21 protein-coding genes and 2 tRNA genes are annotated in these 21432 nt (G+C 33.5%); 14 read left to right on the top strand and 9 right to left on the bottom strand.

Annotated elements, in window-relative coordinates; translation table 11 throughout:
• Window positions 1-4 precede the first annotated feature (4 nt).
• On the top strand, window positions 5-1246 hold the full coding sequence (locus tag ACGK9U_RS05960; protein ID WP_394465452.1) for a tetratricopeptide repeat protein: 1242 nt from the start codon (window positions 5-7) through the stop codon (window positions 1244-1246).
• 82 nt (window positions 1247-1328) lie between these two features.
• Here ACGK9U_RS05960 and ACGK9U_RS05955 read toward each other — a convergent pair whose 3' ends face one another.
• Window positions 1329-2078: an NlpC/P60 family protein gene (locus tag ACGK9U_RS05955; RefSeq protein ID WP_394465451.1), complete on the bottom strand. Its 750-nt coding sequence runs from the start codon at window positions 2076-2078 to the stop codon at window positions 1329-1331.
• 137 nt (window positions 2079-2215) lie between these two features.
• Window positions 2216-3391: an acetyl-CoA C-acyltransferase gene (locus ACGK9U_RS05950; RefSeq protein WP_394465450.1), complete on the bottom strand. Its 1176-nt coding sequence runs from the start codon at window positions 3389-3391 to the stop codon at window positions 2216-2218.
• Window positions 3392-3519: 128 nt separating this feature from the next.
• On the opposite strand from ACGK9U_RS05950, the gene ACGK9U_RS05945 reads away from it, so the two are divergent.
• The 6 genes from ACGK9U_RS05945 to ACGK9U_RS05920 all read left to right on the top strand — a co-directional run bounded on the left by ACGK9U_RS05945 (window position 3520) and on the right by ACGK9U_RS05920 (window position 8665).
• Window positions 3520-5571, top strand: coding sequence for an HD family phosphohydrolase (locus ACGK9U_RS05945; RefSeq protein WP_394465449.1), 2052 nt, complete (start codon window positions 3520-3522; stop codon window positions 5569-5571).
• A 96-nt stretch (window positions 5572-5667) separates the two neighbouring features.
• A tRNA-Ser gene (locus ACGK9U_RS05940) sits at window positions 5668-5751 on the top strand.
• A gap of 8 nt (window positions 5752-5759) precedes the next feature.
• A tRNA-Pro gene (locus ACGK9U_RS05935) sits at window positions 5760-5834 on the top strand.
• A 199-nt stretch (window positions 5835-6033) separates the two neighbouring features.
• Complete coding sequence (locus tag ACGK9U_RS05930) at window positions 6034-6249, top strand: Arm DNA-binding domain-containing protein (protein WP_394465448.1); 216 nt, start codon at window positions 6034-6036, stop codon at window positions 6247-6249.
• 33 nt (window positions 6250-6282) lie between these two features.
• Window positions 6283-6432, top strand: coding sequence for a hypothetical protein (locus ACGK9U_RS05925; RefSeq protein ID WP_394465447.1), 150 nt, complete (start codon window positions 6283-6285; stop codon window positions 6430-6432).
• 199 nt (window positions 6433-6631) lie between these two features.
• On the top strand, window positions 6632-8665 hold the full coding sequence (locus tag ACGK9U_RS05920) for a protein-disulfide reductase DsbD family protein (RefSeq protein ID WP_394465446.1): 2034 nt from the start codon (window positions 6632-6634) through the stop codon (window positions 8663-8665).
• A 183-nt stretch (window positions 8666-8848) separates the two neighbouring features.
• On the opposite strand, the gene ACGK9U_RS05915 is transcribed toward ACGK9U_RS05920, so the two are convergent.
• The 3 genes from ACGK9U_RS05915 to ACGK9U_RS05905 all read right to left on the bottom strand — a co-directional run bounded on the left by ACGK9U_RS05915 (window position 8849) and on the right by ACGK9U_RS05905 (window position 11105).
• On the bottom strand, window positions 8849-9040 hold the full coding sequence (locus tag ACGK9U_RS05915; RefSeq protein WP_394465445.1) for a hypothetical protein: 192 nt from the start codon (window positions 9038-9040) through the stop codon (window positions 8849-8851).
• A 3-nt stretch (window positions 9041-9043) separates the two neighbouring features.
• On the bottom strand, window positions 9044-10387 hold the full coding sequence (gene purB, locus ACGK9U_RS05910) for an adenylosuccinate lyase (RefSeq protein WP_394465444.1): 1344 nt from the start codon (window positions 10385-10387) through the stop codon (window positions 9044-9046).
• A 124-nt stretch (window positions 10388-10511) separates the two neighbouring features.
• Window positions 10512-11105, bottom strand: a complete 594-nt coding sequence (locus tag ACGK9U_RS05905) for an adenylosuccinate lyase (protein ID WP_394465443.1) — start codon at window positions 11103-11105, stop codon at window positions 10512-10514.
• A 40-nt stretch (window positions 11106-11145) separates the two neighbouring features.
• Between ACGK9U_RS05905 and ACGK9U_RS05900 the strand changes: the two genes are divergently transcribed.
• Together ACGK9U_RS05900 and ACGK9U_RS05895 are read left to right on the top strand one after the other, a co-directional pair.
• Entirely contained in the window at window positions 11146-11619 is a 474-nt protein-coding gene (locus ACGK9U_RS05900) for a heme-binding domain-containing protein (RefSeq protein WP_394465442.1), read from the top strand.
• Window positions 11620-11712: 93 nt separating this feature from the next.
• Entirely contained in the window at window positions 11713-12963 is a 1251-nt protein-coding gene (locus ACGK9U_RS05895) for a glycosyltransferase (protein ID WP_394465441.1), read from the top strand.
• Here the strand turns inward: ACGK9U_RS05895 and ACGK9U_RS05890 are convergent.
• Together ACGK9U_RS05890 and ACGK9U_RS05885 are read right to left on the bottom strand one after the other, a co-directional pair.
• Window positions 12960-13526 carry a hypothetical protein gene (locus ACGK9U_RS05890; protein ID WP_394465440.1) on the bottom strand — a complete coding sequence of 189 codons (567 nt, stop codon included), beginning with the start codon at window positions 13524-13526 and terminating at the stop codon, window positions 12960-12962. The two genes, ACGK9U_RS05895 and ACGK9U_RS05890, sit on opposite strands and share 4 nt — an antisense overlap.
• A 57-nt stretch (window positions 13527-13583) precedes the next feature.
• A complete protein-coding gene (locus ACGK9U_RS05885) occupies window positions 13584-14030 on the bottom strand; it encodes a KTSC domain-containing protein (RefSeq protein WP_394465439.1) in 447 nt (148 codons plus the stop codon).
• 174 nt (window positions 14031-14204) lie between these two features.
• Between ACGK9U_RS05885 and ACGK9U_RS05880 the strand changes: the two genes are divergently transcribed.
• The 5 genes from ACGK9U_RS05880 (at window position 14205) to ACGK9U_RS05860 (ending at window position 19608) form a co-directional block, all read left to right on the top strand.
• Window positions 14205-15842: an ABC-F family ATP-binding cassette domain-containing protein gene (locus tag ACGK9U_RS05880; protein WP_394465438.1), complete on the top strand. Its 1638-nt coding sequence runs from the start codon at window positions 14205-14207 to the stop codon at window positions 15840-15842.
• Window positions 15843-15947: 105 nt separating this feature from the next.
• On the top strand, window positions 15948-16688 hold the full coding sequence (locus ACGK9U_RS05875; protein WP_394465437.1) for a DUF2490 domain-containing protein: 741 nt from the start codon (window positions 15948-15950) through the stop codon (window positions 16686-16688).
• Complete coding sequence (locus tag ACGK9U_RS05870; RefSeq protein WP_394465436.1) at window positions 16681-17703, top strand: inorganic phosphate transporter; 1023 nt, start codon at window positions 16681-16683, stop codon at window positions 17701-17703. Before ACGK9U_RS05875 ends, ACGK9U_RS05870 begins: the two co-directional genes overlap by 8 nt.
• Before the next feature lie 158 nt (window positions 17704-17861).
• Entirely contained in the window at window positions 17862-18470 is a 609-nt protein-coding gene (locus ACGK9U_RS05865) for a YkgJ family cysteine cluster protein (protein WP_394465435.1), read from the top strand.
• A 67-nt stretch (window positions 18471-18537) separates the two neighbouring features.
• Window positions 18538-19608 carry a DUF3667 domain-containing protein gene (locus tag ACGK9U_RS05860; RefSeq protein ID WP_394465434.1) on the top strand — a complete coding sequence of 357 codons (1071 nt, stop codon included), beginning with the start codon at window positions 18538-18540 and terminating at the stop codon, window positions 19606-19608.
• Window positions 19609-19769: 161 nt separating this feature from the next.
• Here the strand turns inward: ACGK9U_RS05860 and ACGK9U_RS05855 are convergent, their stop codons facing one another.
• The gene (locus ACGK9U_RS05855; protein ID WP_394465433.1) at window positions 19770-20564 is read right to left on the bottom strand and encodes a transglutaminase family protein; all 795 of its coding nucleotides are present in this window, start codon (window positions 20562-20564) and stop codon (window positions 19770-19772) included.
• Window positions 20565-20683: 119 nt separating this feature from the next.
• A complete protein-coding gene (locus ACGK9U_RS05850) occupies window positions 20684-21367 on the bottom strand; it encodes an NAD-dependent deacetylase (protein ID WP_394465432.1) in 684 nt (227 codons plus the stop codon).
• Between the last annotated feature and the right edge of the window lie 65 nt (window positions 21368-21432).

The following is a 21432-nucleotide window of genomic DNA, read 5'->3' as shown; positions in this document are numbered from 1 at the left end:
TACAATGAAAAAACAGATTATCATAGCCTTAGCGTTTTCAGTTAGTGCATTTTCATTTGCGCAAAAAAAAGAGCTGAAAGCAGTAGAAAAAGCTATAAAAGGGAATAACTATGCAGAAGCTAAAGCAGCTTTAAAGCAGGCAGAAGCTTTAATGTCTTCAATGGACGACAAACTTAAATCGCAATATTATTATTTAAATGCAGAAGCATTATATGCAAATGGTGCAGGTTCTATAGGAGATATTGATGCTGCTTTAAAAAGTTTAGATAATGTAAAGGAAGGATATACTTCAGAGGTTTCTGAGTTAAAGCAAACCATGGTTAATGGTATTTTAACAAAAGGAAACAAATCTTATGAAGGTAAAGATTTTTCAACAGCATCTAAATATTTTGAAAAAGCCTATAGATTAAGTACAAAAGACACGTTGTTTTTATATTATGCAGCAGCTACGGCTGTGAACGTTCAAGAATATGATAGAGCTTTGGGTTTGTATGAAGAACTTAAAAACTTAGGATATACAGGTATAGAAAAACAGTATTTTGCAACTAATGTAGAAACAGGAGAAGAAGATATTTTAGACAAAAACACCCGCGACCTTTACGTTAAAGCAAAAAGCCATAGCAATCCTGGAGAGCGAAAAACGGAGTCTAAAAAGCCAGAAATTGTAAAGAATATAGCGCTTATATATGTTAGCCAAGGAGATGATCAAAAAGCTATTGCAGCTATGAAGGATGCAAGAGCAGCAAGTCCTGATGATGTGAATCTAATTTTATCTGAAGCCAATATTCATTTTAAATTGGGTAACACAGCTGAATTTAAAGCTTTGTTGGAAAAAGCAACTCAAATGGAGCCAAATAACCCTGAATTACAATACAATTTAGGGGTTGTTGCAGGAGAGTCTGGACAACCAGAAGAAGCCCAAAAGTATTATGAAAAAACTATTGAATTAAATCCGCAATACACCAACGCTTATATAAATTTAGCAGCTTTAATTTTATCAAAAGAAGAAGGTATTATTAAAGAAATGAATGGTTTAGGAAGTTCTAAAAAAGACGATTTACGCTATGATGAGTTAAGAGATCAGCGTCAAAATTTATACAAAAAAGCTGTTCCTTATTTAACAAAAGTATTAGAGATTGATTCTAAAAATTTAAGTGCAGCTAAAACCCTAATGAATATTTACAGCATATTAGGTGAAACAGCTAAACACAATGAAATGAAAGAAAAAGTTGCGACTTTAGAATAAAATAAAAGCACCAACAAAAAAAGCCGCAAATTGCGGCTTTTTTTGTTTTTAAGATCAGGGTCAACCTTAAACTTTAAATTTTTTAAATCACTTTTTTAATAACCCGTAATTTATGGGTGTGTATTTTTTTGTCTACATTATAAATGCCCGAATGGTCCAGTCTGTCAATTCTAACTTTTCCATGTGCATGAATAATATAGTTATCGCTCATAATAATACCAACGTGGGTAATAATACCTTCGTTATTATCAAAAAATGCTAAATCCCCTGGTTCACTTTCCTCAATAAAACTTAAAGCTTCACCTTGGGTAGCCTGTTGCGATGCGTCTCGTAATAATCTATAGCCATTAAGTTTGTAAACCATTTGGGTAAACCCAGAACAATCAATGCCAAAAGGAGTTTTTCCTCCCCATAAATAAGGAGAGTTTAAATATAAAAAGGCAGTTTTAATAAGGTTTTCTTTTGGGTTGGTTCCTTCTACGGCATTGCCATCGTGGTTGTGGTTTAAAATGGATAAACCATTAAGTGAGGAACCTAATAAAATAGGGTGCAATTGTTGGTCTATATCTTCTATAAATTCTACTAAATCTATAGATAGTTTAGGTGTTTTTTTATGTAGGTTTTGGTATTGTGCTTCGGTAATTTCAAAAAACTGTTTATTGTCTATCCAGCCTTCGTACTTATCAAAAGCGAGTCTTATTTTGCTCCAGTTTTTTCGCTGTTCCAAGATTTTAAAAATTTCGCCATATAATATTTGCGAAACCAATTCACTTTTATCGGAAGCATCTAATCTTAAGGGAACAATGCTTAAATTACAAATTCCGTACTGCATATATAATTATAAACTATTAATTATTGAAAATTATATATTGAAATGCAATAACACATTAAACTTTATATCCTTAACAAAAAAATTAGAGTAATAAACCATATTCAAATTATAAATATTCAATAAAAATAATCAATGTTTTAGCGTTCTATAATAATTGCAGAAGCGCCACCACCACCATTACAAATTGCTGCAGCCCCAATTTTAGCATTGTTTTGTTGTAACACATTTAATAGTGTGATGATGATTCTAACACCCGAACACCCAAGAGGATGACCTAGGGAAACGGCACCGCCATTTACGTTCACATTAGAATCGTTAAGCCCAAGAATTTTCATATTAGCTAATCCAACTACCGAAAAAGCTTCATTAAATTCAAAAAAATCAACATCATCTATTTTAATATCTGCTTTATGCAAAGCTTTAGGTAGTGCTTTTGCAGGAGCTGTGGTAAACCATTCAGGTTCGTGTGCAGCATCGGCATAACTTTTAATAGTGGCAAGCGGTTTTAAACCGAGCTCTAAGGCTTTTTCTTTGCTCATTAAAACTATTGCCCCAGCACCATCGTTTATGGTAGAAGCGTTAGCAGCAGTTACGGTACCGTCTTTTGTGAAAGCAGGACGTAATTGTGGAATTTTATCTAAAATAACATTGGTGAATTCTTCATCTTTGCTTACTATAATGGGTTCTCCACGGCGTTGAGGTACTTCAACGGGTACAACTTCATTGCTAAACTTACCAGCTTCCCAGGCCGCTGCAGAGCGTTTGTACGATTGGATAGCATAGGCATCTTGCTCTTCACGAGAAAAATTGTATTTAGTGGCGCAAGCATCGGCACAAACTCCCATGGCATTTTGGTCGTATGCATCTACCAAACCGTCTTTTTGCATGCCGTCAATTAAAGAAGTTGGTCCAAATTTTGTTCCAGTTCTGGCGTATAAATAATGCGGAATTAAACTCATGTTTTCCATACCACCGGCAACAACAATATTGGTATCGCCTAAAGCAATACTTTGTGCTGCTTGTATAACTGCTTTCATGCCAGAAGCACAAACTTTGTTTACAGTTGTACAAGGCACTGAATTTGGAATACCAGCATAAATAGCGGCTTGTCTTGCAGGTGCTTGTCCGGTTCCTGCTTGTACTACGTTGCCCATCAGCACTTCGTCTACCAGTTCCGGCTTCAGGTTAATTTTACTTAAAGCACCTTTTATTGCAATGGCTCCTAGTTGAGGTGCGGCAATCGATGAAAGCGCCCCCATAAAACTGCCAATAGGCGTTCTAGCTGCCGAAACAATAACTACTTCTTTGCTCATTAATTCGTTATTAATTTTGTTGTATGCGAAATTAATCAATTTTTGGCAGAAATAAGAGCGATTCAAATATTATAAAAAATGGTATTGGCTTATAATTTTATTACTTTTGGTTTTCCTTAACTTTTTAAATGGAAGACTTTATAAATAAACTTTACAGAAACCATTCCTTAATTTACAAGGGGTTGTTGTTTGTTTGTACCACTTTTTTAATTGTGTATTTATTTCCTAAAAGCGGAAAATTTAAGTACAATTTTGAAAAAGGAAAGCCTTGGCAATCTGAAAATTTATATGCACCCTTTAATTTTGCCATAAAAAAATCGGATGTCGAAATTGCTGAAGAAAAGCAAGCACATATAGATAATTCCATTTTATATTTTGATATAGACAATACCGTTGAAAAAAGCGTAAACGAGAAGTACAGCCAAGAATTTAAAAAGTTTTTTTCAGATTCTATTTCAAAAAAGACATTCAATAATTTATTTAAAGTAGGACAAGAAATTATAACTGAACTTTATGCTTTCGGGGTTTTAAATGAGAGTTATGATTTTGCCGAAAATAGAGCTATTGCTATACTTGATGAGCGTGTAAAAAAGCAAGATGGTTATTTTTCCGATTTAATAAAACAGGATGCTGTTACACCTGTAATAAGCAAAGTGTTGCAAAAGCATAATTTAATAGCATACAAAACGGATTTTGTTTCTTTGTTTTTTGAATTGATCACGCCAAATTTAACCTTTGACAAATCGTTTACAGAAAAAGCATTGCAAGAAGATTTAAATGAAATAGTCTACGCTAGAGGAAGTGTAGAAAAAGAAACTTTAATTATATCAAAAGGTGAAGTTATTGAAGGCGATAAATATCAAATTTTAAAGTCTTTACAATCGGAATACGAGTCGCAAGTTTGGAGTAAATCTAATTATAATTGGATTTTGTTTGCTTATACCTTGCTGGTTTCGCTAGCCTTGTTAATGTTGCTTTTATTCTTAAGAAAGTATAGAAAAGAAGAGGTTTTTGAAAACAACACCAAAGTCACTTTTATTTTTTTCAATATCTTTTTAATGATATTTATTACAACGTTGGTTGTTAACTATGATTCAAAATTTATATACGTTGTACCAATCTGTATTTTACCACTCATATTTAAAGCCTTTTTTGATGCTCGTTTGGGGTTGTTTGCACATGTTATTACGGTATTGTTGTTAGGCTTTATTGTACCTAATAGTTATGAGTATATGTTCCTTCAAATTATAGCGGGAATTGTTACTATTTTAACAGTTTCAGAATTGTATAAACGTGCCAATTTGTTTATTTCGGTTGGGCAAATAACACTTATCTACATCGTCGCTTATTTTGCGTTTTTTGTTATACATGAAGGAAGCGTAGAAAGCATACGGTGGGAAATGTTTATATGGTTTGTTTTAAGTGGACTTGCAACATTATTTGTGCAGCCTTTAATTTATGCTTATGAAAAGATTTTTGGATTGGTGTCCGATGTGTCTCTTTTAGAACTTTCCGACACCAATTCAAGGCTTCTTAAGGAATTATCCAATAAAGCACCGGGTACGTTTCATCATTCTTTAAATGTGGCAAATTTAGCTGAAGCATCGGCAAACGAAATAGGGGCAAATGCTATGTTGGTTAGGGTAGGAGCTTTGTACCATGATATTGGTAAAATGAAAAACCCAACCTATTTTACCGAAAACCAATCTACGGGAATCAATCCGCATGATGAATTATCATCTAAAGAAAGTGCCAGAATAATTACGGGGCATGTTATTGATGGTATTGAAATAGCTAAGAAATATAATTTACCAGATAGAGTTATAGATTTTATTAGAACACACCATGGAACAAGTGTGGTGTATTATTTTTATATGCAGGAGAAAAAGGATTTTGAAGATGTGGACAAGTTAGATTTTAGTTACCCAGGCCCTAAACCATTTAGTAAAGAAACCGCTATTTTAATGATGTGCGATAGTGTGGAGGCAGCTTCTAAAAGTTTAAAAGATCCTACGTCAACAAAAATTGATGTGTTTGTTGAAAATATTATAGATAAACAAATTGAAGGAGGTCAATTTTTAAATGCGAATATTACTTTTAAGGAAATTCAATCTATAAAAAAAGTGCTAAAGCACAAGCTAGCAAACATTTATCATTTAAGAATTGAATATCCAGAATAATAATAAAAAAAAATAAAAAAAATAGTTGCGTTCTTGTTAAGTATAGATTACATTTGCAACCGCAATTTTATTGCATAAGTTCATAATAAAAGTTTAGGAGAGGTGCCAGAGTGGTAATGGAGCAGATTGCTAATCTGTCGACGGGTAACTGTCGCCAGGGTTCGAGTCCCTGTCTCTCCGCAATTTTTCGGGGTGTAGCGTAGCCCGGTTATCGCGCCTGCTTTGGGAGCAGGAGGTCGCAGGTTCGAATCCTGCCACCCCGACTTTTTAGTATATCAGATAGTGTCAAAAACTTGGTAATCGAATGGTTATCAAGTTTTTGCATTTTAAAGGATCAGATTTAATTTGTTTTGGTAAAAAAAGTGACCTATTCGGTTACCATTATTAAAAAACAATGAAAAAGATAGCCGAATGACTTGATTTGACTTTTGTTTTTTATGTTTAATTTAAGAATGAAAGATTATGACTCGTTCAAACACCTTCAATATCCTGTTTTGGCTAAAACTGGCAAGTGCCAAAAACAGGAAAGCCCCGCTTTATGCCAGAATTAAGGTAAAAGGCAAACGTTCTGAACTTTTTCTAAAGCAAAGAATTTCCATTTTCGATTGGGACACCGCTAAAAGCAGGTTAAAAGTCGTAAGCGATGAAAATAAGTTGGTCAATGGTTATCTAGAATAGGTCTATGCAAAACTGTTCTATTGTTTTTAGTAATTGGAAAATAATAATTGGACTTACAGAGGATTATTAAAAGCCATCCTAAAATTTATTTTATTGGAACCAGATGGTATTATTATAAGCCCTAAGGTACCAAGCCCATCTGATGAAAGATTGTTAGACGTGTTTGATGGTTTAAACACATAAAATCGTTTACTTTGCTGATAAAATAAAGCATGTACGTTAACATTTCATTTTAGCCAAATCATAAATTTATCATAAAATTTAAAAAAACAGAGGGGTAATCTACTGTTTTAACGTCTTATGATACAGCATATAAAACCAATTTACATCGAGTTTTGTTGAAGACAAAACCATATTTAAAATTGAAGAAACAAAAAAAGTAATGAAGAGAATAACCCTTTTTTTAGTGCTTATAGCTTTTGGTATAGCTCAGGCACAAATTCTAGAGCCCGTAAAATGGTATACATCTGTAGAAAAAATATCAGATACCGAATATAAACTCATTTCTAAAGCAAAGATTGATTCGGGTTGGCATTTGTATTCGCAAATGGTACCAGAAGGTGGTCCTATTCCAACAACATTTACTTATGATGATAGTGAAGGAGGTTTTAAATTGCTAGGCAATACCAGTGAAGAAGAAGGACATATCGTTAACGACCCTGTTTTTGGAATGAAAATAAAATTCTTTGAAAAAACAGCAATATTTGAGCAAAAAATTGAAATTTCAGGAGAACAAAGCACCTTAAATGCCTTTGTGGAATTTATGGTTTGTGATGATACTAGATGCTTACCACCAAGTGAAATGGATTTGGTGTTTATCTTAAATCCGTCAGAAAACAATTCAGGGTTACCAATTGATTCTGGAAAAACATCATCTGTTGATAATACAAAAGTAAACGATTTATTATACGGCCTATCACCAGAAGATATTAGTAAATCATCAAGCAATTGTGAGGGTGAAATTGCTATAACTTCAAGTACTGAAGACGGAGGAAAATCGTTGTGGAGTATTTTTGGCTTAGGTTTTTTAGGAGGTTTACTCGCATTATTAACACCATGCGTTTTCCCAATGATTCCTTTAACAGTTAGCTTTTTTACAAAAAAAAGTGGTCAAAATAAAGCTTCTGGTATATCAAAAGCTTTATTATATGGCTTTTTTATTTTTGCTGTTTATATTGCTTTAAGTATTCCTTTTCATTTGTTAGATTCTGTAAATCCTGATATTTTAAATGAAATCTCAACCAATGTGTGGCTTAATGTTATATTCTTTTCCATATTTTTATTCTTTGCCTTTTCGTTCTTCGGATATTATGAATTAACATTGCCTTCCAGTTGGACAAACAAAACCACACAAGCGGAAAATGCTGGTGGTTTGATTGGTATTTTCTTTATGGCATTAACCTTAGCCATTGTTTCGTTTTCTTGTACAGGGCCTATTTTAGGCTCTCTATTAGCAGGTTCTTTGACCGCTGATGGCGGCGCATGGCAGCTTACAGCAGGTATGGCAGGTTTTGGTGCATCGTTAGGATTGCCGTTTGCATTATTTGCTATGTTTCCTAATATGATGAATGCGTTACCAAAATCGGGTGGTTGGTTAAATACCACAAAGGTAGTTTTAGGATTTTTAGAATTGGCGCTAGCATTTAAATTTCTATCCAATGCCGATTTAGTGCAACATTGGGGCATATTAAAAATAGAACCTTTTTTAATTATTTGGATTATTATTTTTGGTGGACTAGCTTTATATTTATTTGGAAAAATAAAGTTCCCCCACGATTCACCTATAAAAAAACTATCATTTTCAAGAATAGCTGGAGGGATACTAGTTACAGCATTTGCTATATATTTAGTTTCAGGTTTTCGAGTTAACGAAGAAACTAAAACATTTACACCACTAACACTTTTAAGTGGTTTGGCGCCACCTGTTGGTTATAGTTTTATTTATCCAAATGATTGTCCAAATAATTTGGAATGTTTTAAAGATTTGAAAACAGGTATTGAATATGCAAAAAAGGTAAACAAACCTATTATGCTGGATTTTACAGGTTATGCATGTGTGAATTGTAGAAAGATGGAAGAGCATGTCTGGTCTGTAAAAAACATTGATAATATAATTAGAAATGATTACGTGCTAATTTCACTATATGTTGATGATAAAAAAGAATTACCAGAAGATGAACAAATTTTGGTAAATCGTATTAACGGTGGAACAAGACAACTCGAAAACTATGGACACAAGTGGGCTAATTTTCAAACGCAGTTTTTTCAAACAAATTCGCAACCTTACTATGTGCTTTTGAATTCTGATGGCACACAAATTCTAAATACACCTGTAGGTTACACACCAGATGAGGATGATTACGCTAAGTTTTTAGAGTGTGGTTTAGAAGTTTCAAAAATGAATGACAATGAGTGAAGTTTTTAAGTCATCTAATCTATAAAATTATATTAAACCTTATTAGAGAAAATATTATTGGTTTAAATAAAAGGTTCCATTCACCTTACGGCAAAAAGGAAATTATTTACGCTGACTTGACAGCGACCGACCGTGTGTTTTGTATAGGAAGATAAAAGATAACCGAAAGACTTGATTCAACTTTTATTTTAAATTGTTTTGTTCTTCTTTTTTCCGTTTAGAATACACAACATAAACATTAGTTAAAATCACTAAAAAAATAATGGTCAAAGCGGTTTTTACAATATAGTTGTCTAAAAGGTCTAAAATACCAGACACAAAAATACCAACAGCTAAAATGCCACAAAGTATTAAAGATTGTCTGTCGTTTAGCATAATTTAAATTCCTGTGTAGTTGCTAGGAGTAATACGTTTTAATTCGTCTTTTATTGTGTTAGATACTTCTAAAGTATCAATAAAATTAGAAATAGAATCTTTATTTATTTTTTCATTCGTACGTGTTAAACCTTTTAAAGCTTCATATGGATTTGGATATGCTTCACGACGTAAAATGGTTTGAATCGCTTCAGCAACCACAGCCCAATTGTTTTCTAAATCTTCAGCAAACTTAGCTTCATTTAAAAGTAACTTGTCCAATCCTTTTAAAGTCGATTTAAAACCAATTAAAGTATGTCCAAAAGGCACGCCCACATTTCTTAAAACGGTGCTATCGGTTAAATCGCGTTGCAATCTAGATATAGGAAGTTTAGCCGATAAATGCTCAAAAACAGCATTGGCAATACCTAAATTGCCTTCACTATTTTCAAAATCAATCGGGTTAACTTTATGTGGCATCGCAGAACTTCCAACTTCACCCGCTTTAATTTTTTGTTTGAAATAATCCATAGATACATAGGTCCAAATATCACGGTTTAAATCAATGATGATTGTGTTAATACGTTTTAAAGTATCAAACAAAGCAGCCATATGGTCGTAATGTTCAATTTGCGTGGTTGGGAACGAGTGGTGCAAACCTAATTTTTCTTGCACAAATTTACTTCCAAAAGCTTTCCAATCAATATTTGGGTATGCTACATGGTGCGCGTTAAAATTTCCTGTAGCCCCACCAAATTTAGCGGCGCTAGGTATATCGTTAAGTAAATTAAATTGTTCTTGTAATCTTACCACAAATACTTCAATTTCTTTTCCAAGTCGGGTAGGAGAAGCTGGTTGTCCGTGCGTTCTTGCCAACATAGATATACTTACCCAGTCTTTAGATAAAGCTTTCAGTTTGTTTAAAACAACCGTATATTCCGGCACATAAATAGCATTCATAGCTTCTTTAATGCTTAAAGGAATCGCCGTATTATTAATGTCTTGAGACGTTAACCCAAAGTGAATAAATTCTTTAAACGGTGCTAAACCTAAAGCATCAAATTTTTCTTTTATAAAATATTCAACTGCTTTAACATCATGGTTTGTAACGCTTTCAATCTTTTTTATAGCCAGTGCATCCTCACTGCTAAAGTTTTTATAAATCGCTCTCAAATCATCAAAAACCGCAGTATTTACATCCTTAAGTTGTGGTAATGGAATTTCGCAAAGCGCAATAAAGTATTCTATTTCTACCAGAACACGGTATTTTATTAGGGCTTCTTCCGAGAAAAAAGGTGCTAATTCGTTTACTTTACTTCTATAGCGTCCATCAATTGGTGAGATGGCATTTAAAGATGATAATGGCATGTGTTGTTTGATTTTTTTGAAGTTGCAAAGATATGAAATTGATTAACGATTAACGATTAACGATTGATGATTTTTAAGATTTTAAAAATAGAACATTTTAATAAGAAAACTTAAAACTAAAAATTCAAGAATTATTTTTCATTTGCCTATAGCCAACTGGTTTAAGCTTCTTCAAAATACGTTTAGCTCTCACTTTATAGCCAGCACTTTGTGTAGAGAAATCTTGTTCCAAAATTTGGACTAGTTGCGGATGTACCCAAGAGTGGTTTTTTCCTAAAAGAAACAAAGCGTCCATGGCATGCGCTTTGGCTGCAATTTTTTGGTCGCTAATCAACCAATCAAAACAAGCTTCGATTATCAATTCAATATGTTTAGAGTTCAACACTTTTTTCAAAGTATTGGGTTGTTTAGAGTCGTATTCTTGCCCAATTAAACTGCAAACTTTGGCAATGGGTCGCACTGCAGAATCTAAATGCACTTTTTTAATGTTGGTACAAAAAGTATCTAAATACGGTACAATAGCATAAATATAGTGCTCGCAAACAAACTCAAAAACCCAAGCGGCACGACACGATATTTTGTCATTGACCCGAAACATAACATCTATCAATTTCGGAAATAAGCTCATGTCGTCTAAAACCATTTGGGCATATTTTTGTCGGTTTTCCCGCGAAGCATCTACAAAATTTAATTCATCATAAAATTCTTCTAAACTCATATTTAAATTTACTATTTTTAAACTTTTAATTAAAATCGATATGAAAATAGTAAAAAAGATCTTCTTATTCCTGCTTATTGCATTAGTTATTGCACAATTTTTTGGACCAGAAAAAAATGAAGGCGATTTAGCATCTATCGATGCTTTTTTAGCTGAAACCAATCCTCCAGAAGATGTAAAACTTATTTTAAAGGAAACCTGTTACGATTGCCACAGCGATGTAACCAGATACCCTTGGTACAACAACATAACGCCAGTAAATTATTGGTTGGCTGGCCATGTAAAAGACGGAAAAAAACATTTTAATGTTTCAAATTGGGAAGGTAATTCGGTAAAACGTAAAGACCATAAATTTGAAGAATTGATTGAAATGGTAGAAGAGAAAGAAATGCCATTGGAATCTTATACATGGACGCATAGTGAAGCTAAATTAACTGATGCACAAATAAAATCGGTAGTAGATTGGGCAAAATTAGTTAGAGCAAAATATGCTTTAATGCCAAAAGCGGAGTAAGAATATAAATTCCAAAATTTAAAATTCCAAATTCCAATACATTGCGATTGGTATTTGGAATTTGTTTTTTTAATATTGATGTTTTAATTTTTTATGAAGAAAGAAATATTAATCATAGGCTTTGTGTGGCCAGAACCCAAAAGTTCTGCTGCCGGTAGCCGCATGATGCAATTGATTTATTTTTTTCAATCAAAAGATTATCAAATTACATTTGCGAGTCCGTGCGCTAAAAGCGACCATGCTTTTAATTTGGAAAGTATTGGTGTTTCGCAAATTACCATTCATTTAAATCATTCCAGTTTTGATGGTTTTGTAAAGAATTTGAATCCGGACATCGTCATGTTCGACCGTTTTATGATGGAAGAGCAATTTGGATGGCGTGTAGCGGAACAATGTCCTGATGCTTTACGTATTTTAGATACCGAAGATTTGCATTGCCTACGCAAGGGCAGGCATCAAGCTTTTAAAGATGGAAATGCTTTTGATACGTCGTATTTGTTCAACGATGTTGCTAAACGCGAAATAGCCAGTATTTATAGATGCGATTTAAGTTTGATTATTTCTGAAGTTGAAATGGAAATTCTTAAAAATCAATTTAAAGTCCCTAATGATTTGTTGGTGTATTTACCATTTATGCTGGACGGAATTTCAAAAGAAAGCATTCAAAAGCTCCCAAAATTTGAAGACCGCCAACATTTTATAACCATCGGAAACTTTTTACACGAGCCTAATTATAATGCGATTCTGTATTTAAAAGACACCATTTGGCCATTGATGAGAAAGCAATTACCTAAAGCGGAATTGCATATTTACGGTGCATATGCTTCAGAAAAAGTAAATCAACTTCACAATCAAAAGGAAGGGTTTTTAATAAAAGGTTTTGTTGATGATGTTAATGAGGTGATGCAACAAGCCAAAGTGTGTTTAGCACCCATTCGTTTTGGAGCCGGTTTAAAAGGGAAATTAGTTGATGCGATGCAAAACGGAACGCCTTGTATAACCACTTCAATTGGAGCAGAAGGGATGTTCGGTCCTGAAATTTCGAGATTGTATGTTAATGGTTTTATTGAAGATGAACCAGGCGTTTTTGCAAACAAAGCAGTTCAATTATATGAGCATAAAAATCTGTGGTATGAAAAGCAGCAAAACGGATTTCAAATAATTAATAAACGTTTCAACAAAGTCGAAATGCAACAACAATTAGCTCTTGTTTTAGAGGAAACAGCGAAGCAACTTCATAACAAACGCCTAAACAACTTCACAGGGCAAATGCTACAACATCATACCATGCAAAGCACCAAGTTCATGAGTAAATGGATTGAAGAGAAGAATAGGAAAGATTAATTACTTGCTAAACTCAGCCATTCGAAACTAGATATTTGTATACCAAATGCACAATCATCTTGACAGCCATTCGGTATATAATAACAGTTCTTAATTATATTGGAATCATCAACAATAAATGTAATGCTATTTGAATCTGCATCTACGGATAAATAGTCGCTTAAGCAGGTATCATAAAGTGCATCAATTACAACAGGTTTTGCTCCCGAATCATGAGTGTTTAAAGTTTCGCTGTTTTCAGTGTAAGATTCTAAAACAACTCTATTTTCAAAGCCTACATAATTGTTATTTTCATCATAAATAGAATACGCTTCGTATATTCTTGTAGTAACAGTGCCATTAATCACTGTTATCGTGGTATGGCTACCAAACCCAAAAACAGATCTAGAACTTATAGTATACTTATAAGAATTTCCTTTAATATCTTTCAATGAATTCCAAGTGTTTAAGCTTGATTTGTACTCTGCAATACTTTTAGCTTTTGAAGTATCGTTTGTATCACAGCTTAAGTTTAAGCCAAAAAAAGAGGTAATAAAAATTAATAGAATCAGTTTCTGTTTCATGATTAGTTTTTATTACCTAGATGCGTAAAAAGGGAAAAGGTTGCGTAAGAATTTTAATTAAGCTTCAACTTCCTGTTTCTTAATTTTTCTATAAGTAAACGCGTTGAAAATATTACGTTTTGCAAAACGCGTTAATTTATCAGACTGACAAAGTTTAATGTACAACGCTTTGTTTACGCCAAAATATTCATAGGTATTGCCATCTAAAAAAGTAATTTCTAAAACCAAACCTTTGTGTTGCCAATCCATAATAGGGCTATTGATGGTTTCGTTGTACTCTTCTAAATTAGCTGCTTTGGTTTCAGGGGCAATGCTTACTAAAAAATGGTAGCCATCAATAATTTTTCTACTCATCAATTCGGCTTCAATAGCTTTTTCATCACCAGCTTGAAACTTATCAGGATGCCACTCTTTTACCAAATTTCTATAAGTGGTTTTTAGTTGTTTAAGTGTCATGTCGTTTTCAACATTAAACAATTTTTTGTACTCGTTAATACGTTTCATAAGGTGATTTTTCTAAATAAGGCGCGAAGATACTCTTTTTTAAGATACTAGATATCAGATAAAAGACAAAAGATAGTAAGTTTATAATGGGCATTATTTTATGGGCTTAAAATCTTAGGTCTAACATCTAAAATCTAACTTCTTTTTATAGATTTGCAACTTTAAAAATTTACTATGATTTCAGTTGATAATTTAGCGGTTGAATTTGGCGGAAGTGCCTTATTTAGTGAGGTGTCTTTCACTATAAATGAAAATGATAAAATTGCCCTAATGGGTAAAAATGGTGCCGGAAAATCTACCATGATGAAAATTATTGCCGGTGAACAAAAAGCAACTCGCGGGCATGTGCGTTTTCCAAAAGATGTGGTTATTGCCTATTTGCCACAACATTTATTAACTGAAGATAACTGTACAGTTTTTGAAGAAGCCTCTAAAGCTTTTGAACATGTTTTTGTGATGCGCGACGAAATGGCGCGTTTAAACAAGGAATTGGAAACCAGAACCGATTACGAATCGGATGAATACATGAATATTATTGAAAAGGTATCCGATTTGGGTGAAAAATATTATGCGCTTGAAGATGTAAACTACGATGCCGAGGTTGAAAAAGCCTTGGGCGGATTGGGTTTTAAACGCGAGGATTTTACACGATTAACCAGCGAGTTTAGTGGTGGTTACCGTATGCGTATTGAATTGGCTAAAATTTTATTACAAAAACCCAACTTAATTTTATTGGATGAGCCTACCAACCATATTGATATCGAATCGGTTATTTGGCTTGAAGATTTTTTATTGAACAAAGCCAAAGCGGTTATGGTTATTTCGCATGATAAAGCCTTTATTGATAATATTACCAATCGTACCATAGAAGTGACTATGGGTCGTATTTACGATTATAAAGCAAACTATTCACACTATTTACAATTGCGTGAAGATAGACGTGCACACCAAATAAAAGCCTACCAAGAACAACAAAAATTTATTGCCGATAATGTGGCGTTTATCGAGCGTTTTAAAGGAACCTATTCCAAAACCAACCAAGTAACGTCTCGCGAGCGTATGTTGGAAAAACTGGAAATAATTGAAATAGATGAAGTGGATACGTCGGCGTTAAAATTACGTTTCCCACCAGCACCTCGTTCGGGCGATTATCCTGTAACGGTGAAAGATTTATCAAAATCTTATGGCGATCATGTGGTGTTTAAAAATGCCAACATGTCTATTTCTCGTGGGGAAAAAGTATCCTTTGTGGGTAGAAATGGTGAAGGAAAATCTACCATGATTAAATCTATTTTAGGGGAAATAGATTTTGAAGGCAAATGTGCATTGGGGCATAACGTGAAGGTGGGTTATTTTGCGCAAAATCAAGCATCCTTATTAGATGAGAATTTAACTATTTTTCAAACGGTTGACGAAGTGGCAGAAGGTGATATACGTACCCAAATAAAAACTATTTTAGGAGGTTTTATGTTTAAGGGCGATGATATTGATAAAAAAGTAAGTGTGCTTTCTGGTGGTGAAAAAACCCGATTGGCTATGGTGAAGCTCCTTTTGGAACCCGTTAATTTGTTGATTCTGGATGAGCCAACAAACCATTTGGATTTAAAATCGAAAGATGTTTTAAAGGAAGCTTTAAAGAATTTTGATGGTACCTTGATTCTAGTTTCGCATGACCGTGATTTTCTTCAAGGTTTATCGCAAAAAGTATTTGAGTTTAAAGACCAACGCGTTATCGAGCATTTTGAAACCATTGATGATTTCTTAGTTAGAAACCGTATTGAAAACTTGAAACAGATTGATTTGAAGAAATAAACGTTTGATAATTAACGAAATATGTGAATTAAAAATAAATCCCTATTAAGTCTATATATTTAGTAGGAATTAAATATATTTGTCAAAACAATAAATGCATAATTTATGCAAAAGGGCAAATATATCAGTTTAGGAATTCTGTTCCTTATTTTAATACATTTTAGGGGGAATGCCCAAAAGAATGTAGATAATCAACAGCTTTTATGGGTTAGGTATAATCTTAAATTAAAGATTAATAACGCTTACCAAATACGTCAAGAGTTTGAAGAAAGAACTTATCGGTTTCCTTGGCGGCAACATCAAATGCTTTCAAAAACACATTTGGAGCGTTCTTTAGGAAATGGTTGGATTGCTGGTGTTGGATTAACTTATTCAGAGCAATCGCTTCCTAATAACCCCAATATCTCGGATACCTATAATGTTGCAGAAATACGACCTCAAGCAGAAATTTATAATAAGCAAATTTTAACAAATTCACTAAATTTAGAACACCGGTATTGGGCGGAGTTTAGGTTTTTTGAACAGCCCGATGGTTCATTTGAATTTTCAAATACTAGAATGCGTTACAAGTTAGAGTTGCAATATAATCCTGTAAAAAAAGCAACCGTAAAAGTCTTTGATGAAATCCTTATCAATGTTGGTAGTTCAATTACTAACAATGTGTTTGACCAAAATAGATATGGCGGCAGTATTCAGTATTTGCCTTCAGAAGATTTCGGATTTGAATTAGGTTATATCAACTGGTTTCAGCAAAGACCATCGGGTGTAGATTTCTATAATAGAAACATTGTTCGGTTAACTTTTCATCATAATATCAATCTTAAAAAGAATAAATCACATGTCTGAATTATTTAATGTTTTAACCATACCATTTCTTTTAGCTATGTTTTTGGCGGTAACCATGGGAGGTAGCGGAACCGCACCTTCATTTTCAGCGGCCTATGGTGCCAATGTTATAAAACGTAGTGTTATACCAGGTTTATTTGGTGTTATGGTATTGGTAGGTGCTTTAATTGCAGGCAAACAGGTATCTTTAACTTTGGGTGATGGCCTTTTAGACCATTCGTTTTTTACGCCTGTTAATACGTCTATAATATTATTATCAGTGGCTTTGTCGTTATTGATTTCTAATTTAATAGGTGTTCCACAATCTACCAGTCAATCAACAGTATTGGCTATTGCTGGCGCCGCCACTGCTTTAGATGGGTTAAACACTCATAAACTGTTTTTCGAAATTATTCCTTTTTGGATTTTGCTACCAATCATTTCATTTTTAATAATGTTTTTTCTTACTAAGTGGGTGTTTCCTGTTTTGAAAAGCAAAATCATTACATACAAATTTGGTGAAATAAATCAAAATGGTAAATGGCTAAAAGCACTTCTAATTTTATCCTCGTTATATGTAGCGTTTTCAATTGGCGCCAATAATGTAGCAAATGCTGCCGCACCCATTGCATCATTAACAGCAAATGAAATTGGGGCCGACAGTATTAAAAATTTTATGCCCATAATTATTTTATCGGTTTTAATTGTAGCACCTTGTTTTGCTATAGGAAGTTCACTTTTAGGACATAAAGTAACCGAAACAACAGGGAAAGAAATAATAGAAGTCACCCCGTTTTATGCTACTGTTATAGCCATATTAGTCGCTAGTCTCCTTATTTTTGCTTCGGTTACTAAAGGCATACCAACTTCGCTTGTGCAACTAAATGGCGCTGCTTTTATAGCTTTAAGCATTAGTAAAAAGGGCTTAAAAAGCACTTTTGAAAACAAAATAGTGAGACGTTTTTTTGTTGTTTGGAGTGTTGCACCTATTTTTTCTTATTTTCTAACGCTCATTTTGATTAGTATGTTTAAGTAATGGTTATGCCGAAACTAATACATGAAAATCCGTATCTAAAATTTAAAACAGTTTGATTTAAACAAATAAATAAATAAGTTTTTGAAAATCAAATATTTAAAGTATTTCTTTTAAATAGAACTATTGCCCTTTATTTAGGTTACATTCGCTTAAAATGAATGTCTATAGAATCTAAAGTAAGGCAGATTGAAAAATTGTTTGAACGTCTTGATGCTGAAATTTCTGAATTTCAAACTCAAACCAATTTAAACTGTGTTGCTGGTTGTGGCAAATGTTGTACAAAACCAGATATTGAAGCATCTCCGTTAGAATTTCTTCCATGGGCTTTCCATCTTTTTTTGAATGGTGAAGCGGAAAAAACACTTATCAAATTAAAGAACACTTCAAGTTCTATATGTCATATATATCAACCATTATCATTATTAAATAGTGGCAATGGGCGCTGTGGAAATTACCAATACCGCGGACTTATATGTCGTTTATTCGGGAATGCCGCAAATAGCGATAAATATGGGAAACTTAGATTGGCTACTTGTACCATTATTAAGGAAAACCAGAACATTGACTATAAAAAAACTGAAGAAGCCATAGGCAAAGGACTGTATGTGCCTATTTTTACAGATTATTATATGCAACTTAATCAGATTGATTTTTACCTTGGTAACACTATTTTACCTATCAACCATGCTTTAAAAATTGCCATTGAAGAAGTGTTGAATTATTATATATACAGACCATTACCCAATGGGTTTCAAAATGCTTCATAAATATATTTTATTATTATTTTTTGCAATACGTTTAATTAAAGAAGTAAATAGATTATCATATTAAATCATGGGAAAAGAACCTTTGCGACAAGATGAAACCTGCCTAAATTGTAATTATTCTGTCAAGGGGCGCTTTTGCCCAAATTGTGGACAAGAAAACACAGAAACTCGTCAAAGTTTTTATCGTATATTCAGTCATTTTTTTAAAGACTTCACCCATTACGATAGTGCGCTTTGGAGAACAATCTACAGTTTGCTATTCAAACCAGCGGCTTTATCTAAAGCCTATATGTCTGGCAAACGTTTATATTATCTAAACCCCATCCGACTTTATATTTTTATCAGTTTCATTACTTTTTTTATAATTTCGGTTTTTCCAAATGAAACCGAAGTTATTAAAACCAACACAAACCAAAAATCCACAAAACAAACCAGTATTCCTTCAATAGATTCATTGCATATTGACGCGAGAGGGATTGATGGATTAACAAAAATAGGTGTGATTTCTCAAGAGAGCAATGACACTATAAAAAAACTGCTTAAGGAAACTAATAAGATTAATTCTAAAGGCATTATAAATTTAGGTTTTGAAAATATTAATGAATTAGACTCCTTGCAAAAAAGTGGCGCAAAAAACATTGAGGTTAACTCGGTAAAAAACTACTTTCTTAAAAAATGGCTTACTGTAGAAGAGGAGCACACAGGAGAGGAAATATTCACTAAGTTTTCAGAGTCTTTTAGTTACAATTTTCCAAAAGTATTGTTTATTTACATGCCCATATTTGCTTTTATTTTATGGCTTTTTAATAACAAAAAGAAGTATTATTATTTTGATCATACTATATTCACGCTTCACTATTTCTCTTTTCTGATTATCATGTTATTGGTACTCTTTTTTATAGATAAATTAAAGCCATTATTAAGCATATCTCCTGTTTTGGGTTGGATCCATTTTAGTTTGAAAACATTAGGCATATTATTCATGTTTTATTATTTTTTTCCTGCTCACCGTCTTTTTTATGGCGATAAATTTTTCCTTTCTTTTGTAAAAAGTGCTTTGGTGTATTTAATTAATTTGTTTGTTTTTAGTGTGATATTGGTTTTGTTTAGTTTGTTTACTTTTTTGAATTTGAAGTAGATTCAATAACTTTTAGTAAAGTATCAATGCTGAAGGTGTGTTTTTAAGCTTGATTTTATAGAAAAAACCAACTACCTCCGTTTAAGCTTCGAATATAATTTATTGAAACGGAGTCATATTTGCTGAACGTCTAACGAATAAAAAATCAATCAATAAAGTCTTTAAATATCCTCCTCAATCAACTCCACGCTAACCACTTGTTTTATAGGGTAAACCGAAGGTCCAAATTGGTTAAATACCGCTACATCGGCAGCATCGTGCCCGTAGCCAATAGCTACATAACCACCTTTGGGTCCGTGTTGGGTAGCATCAAAGGTGTACCAACGTCCGCCAACGTAAGCTTCAAACCATGCATGCATATCCATAGGTTCTAAATGGTGCAAATAGCCCACCACCATACGGGCAGGAATACTCAAACTTCTACATAAGGCAATTCCCAAATGCGCTAAATCTCTACACACTCCAGATTGTCTGTGATTAACCTCGATGGCAGAAATAGGGTAGTCGCTACTCCCAGGAATGTAACTAATAGTATTTCGTAACCACATTTCAATGGCGGCTACTTGGTTGTAACCCGGTAATTGGTTAGCGGTTATTTCCATGGCTAAATCATTAAATCTATCGGACTCACAATAACGGCTTGGTAATAAATAATTTAAGAGGTTGTGTGGTAAATTTTGGATGTCTATAAACGGTGCATCAAATGCTGTGTCAACAAACTGAGATGTTTTAACATCGGCCGTTGTGTGTATAGAAAAGTATCCTGGTTGCGCCACCAATCTTTGGCATAAATTGCCATAATCATCCGTAAATTCTACTACCGGAACATCTGGCTTTATTTTAAATTCATCGCGGGCTACCCACTGATGTTCACCACTTCTAGGGCGCAACATGAGAATAAACGGCGTAGGAACTTCTATTTCAAATGATAAGTCACAACCAACTCTTAACCACATAAATCCAAATATTAAAATACTATTTCAAAATTAAGTGATTAAATGCAGATATTGGAAGTGTTTATGTTATTTGATTGTGTTTTAGTAAATTAAAATAGATAATAAAATGGAAAGGCTATTTATTGTGTTATTAATAATTTTAATATCTTTTTTATGCCAATGGTTGCATTTTCTGCAACAACTGTTAAATTAAATTTGCTCTCCATACTTGGTTTTGGGTCTATAAAATACGTTGGCGTATTTTCGGGAACATAATGTCTTAAACCAGCTGCGGGATATACTTGCATAGAGGTACCGATAATTAGTAGAACATCGGCAGTTTCACAAATTTCTATAGCTTTTTCAATCATAGGCACGTCTTCTCCAAACCATACGATATGGGGTCGTAATTGGTGTCCATTGGGGCAAGTATCACCCAAATGAATGTCGGTTTTACAATCAAATAAAGTAAAGGGGTCTACAATATTTCTCGATTTCAGCAATTCACCATGTAAATGAATTACGTTGCTGCTTCCTGCTCGCTCATGTAAATCATCCACATTTTGAGTAATGATGGAAACGGTAAAATCTTTTTCAAGTTTGGCCAAATCAACATGTGCGGAATTTGGTTCAACTTCAAATAATTGTTTACGGCGTTGATTGTAAAAATCCAATACCAATTTAGGATTTGCAGCAAAACCTTCGGGAGTGGCAACTTCCATAACATCATGACCTTCCCATAAGCCATCGGCATCACGAAAGGTTTTTATACCGCTTTCGGCACTCATGCCAGCGCCTGTAAGTACAACAAGGTGTTTTTTCATAGTATAAAAATAGTTATTATTTGTCATTCCTGCGAAAGCGGGAATCCACTCATTTTTACTAAATT

It is taken from the genome of Mariniflexile sp. HNIBRBA6329 (genome assembly GCF_043558645.1).
Taxonomy (GTDB): Bacteria; Bacteroidota; Bacteroidia; order Flavobacteriales; family Flavobacteriaceae; genus Mariniflexile.
This window is presented reverse-complemented; position numbering and strand designations above follow the sequence as displayed.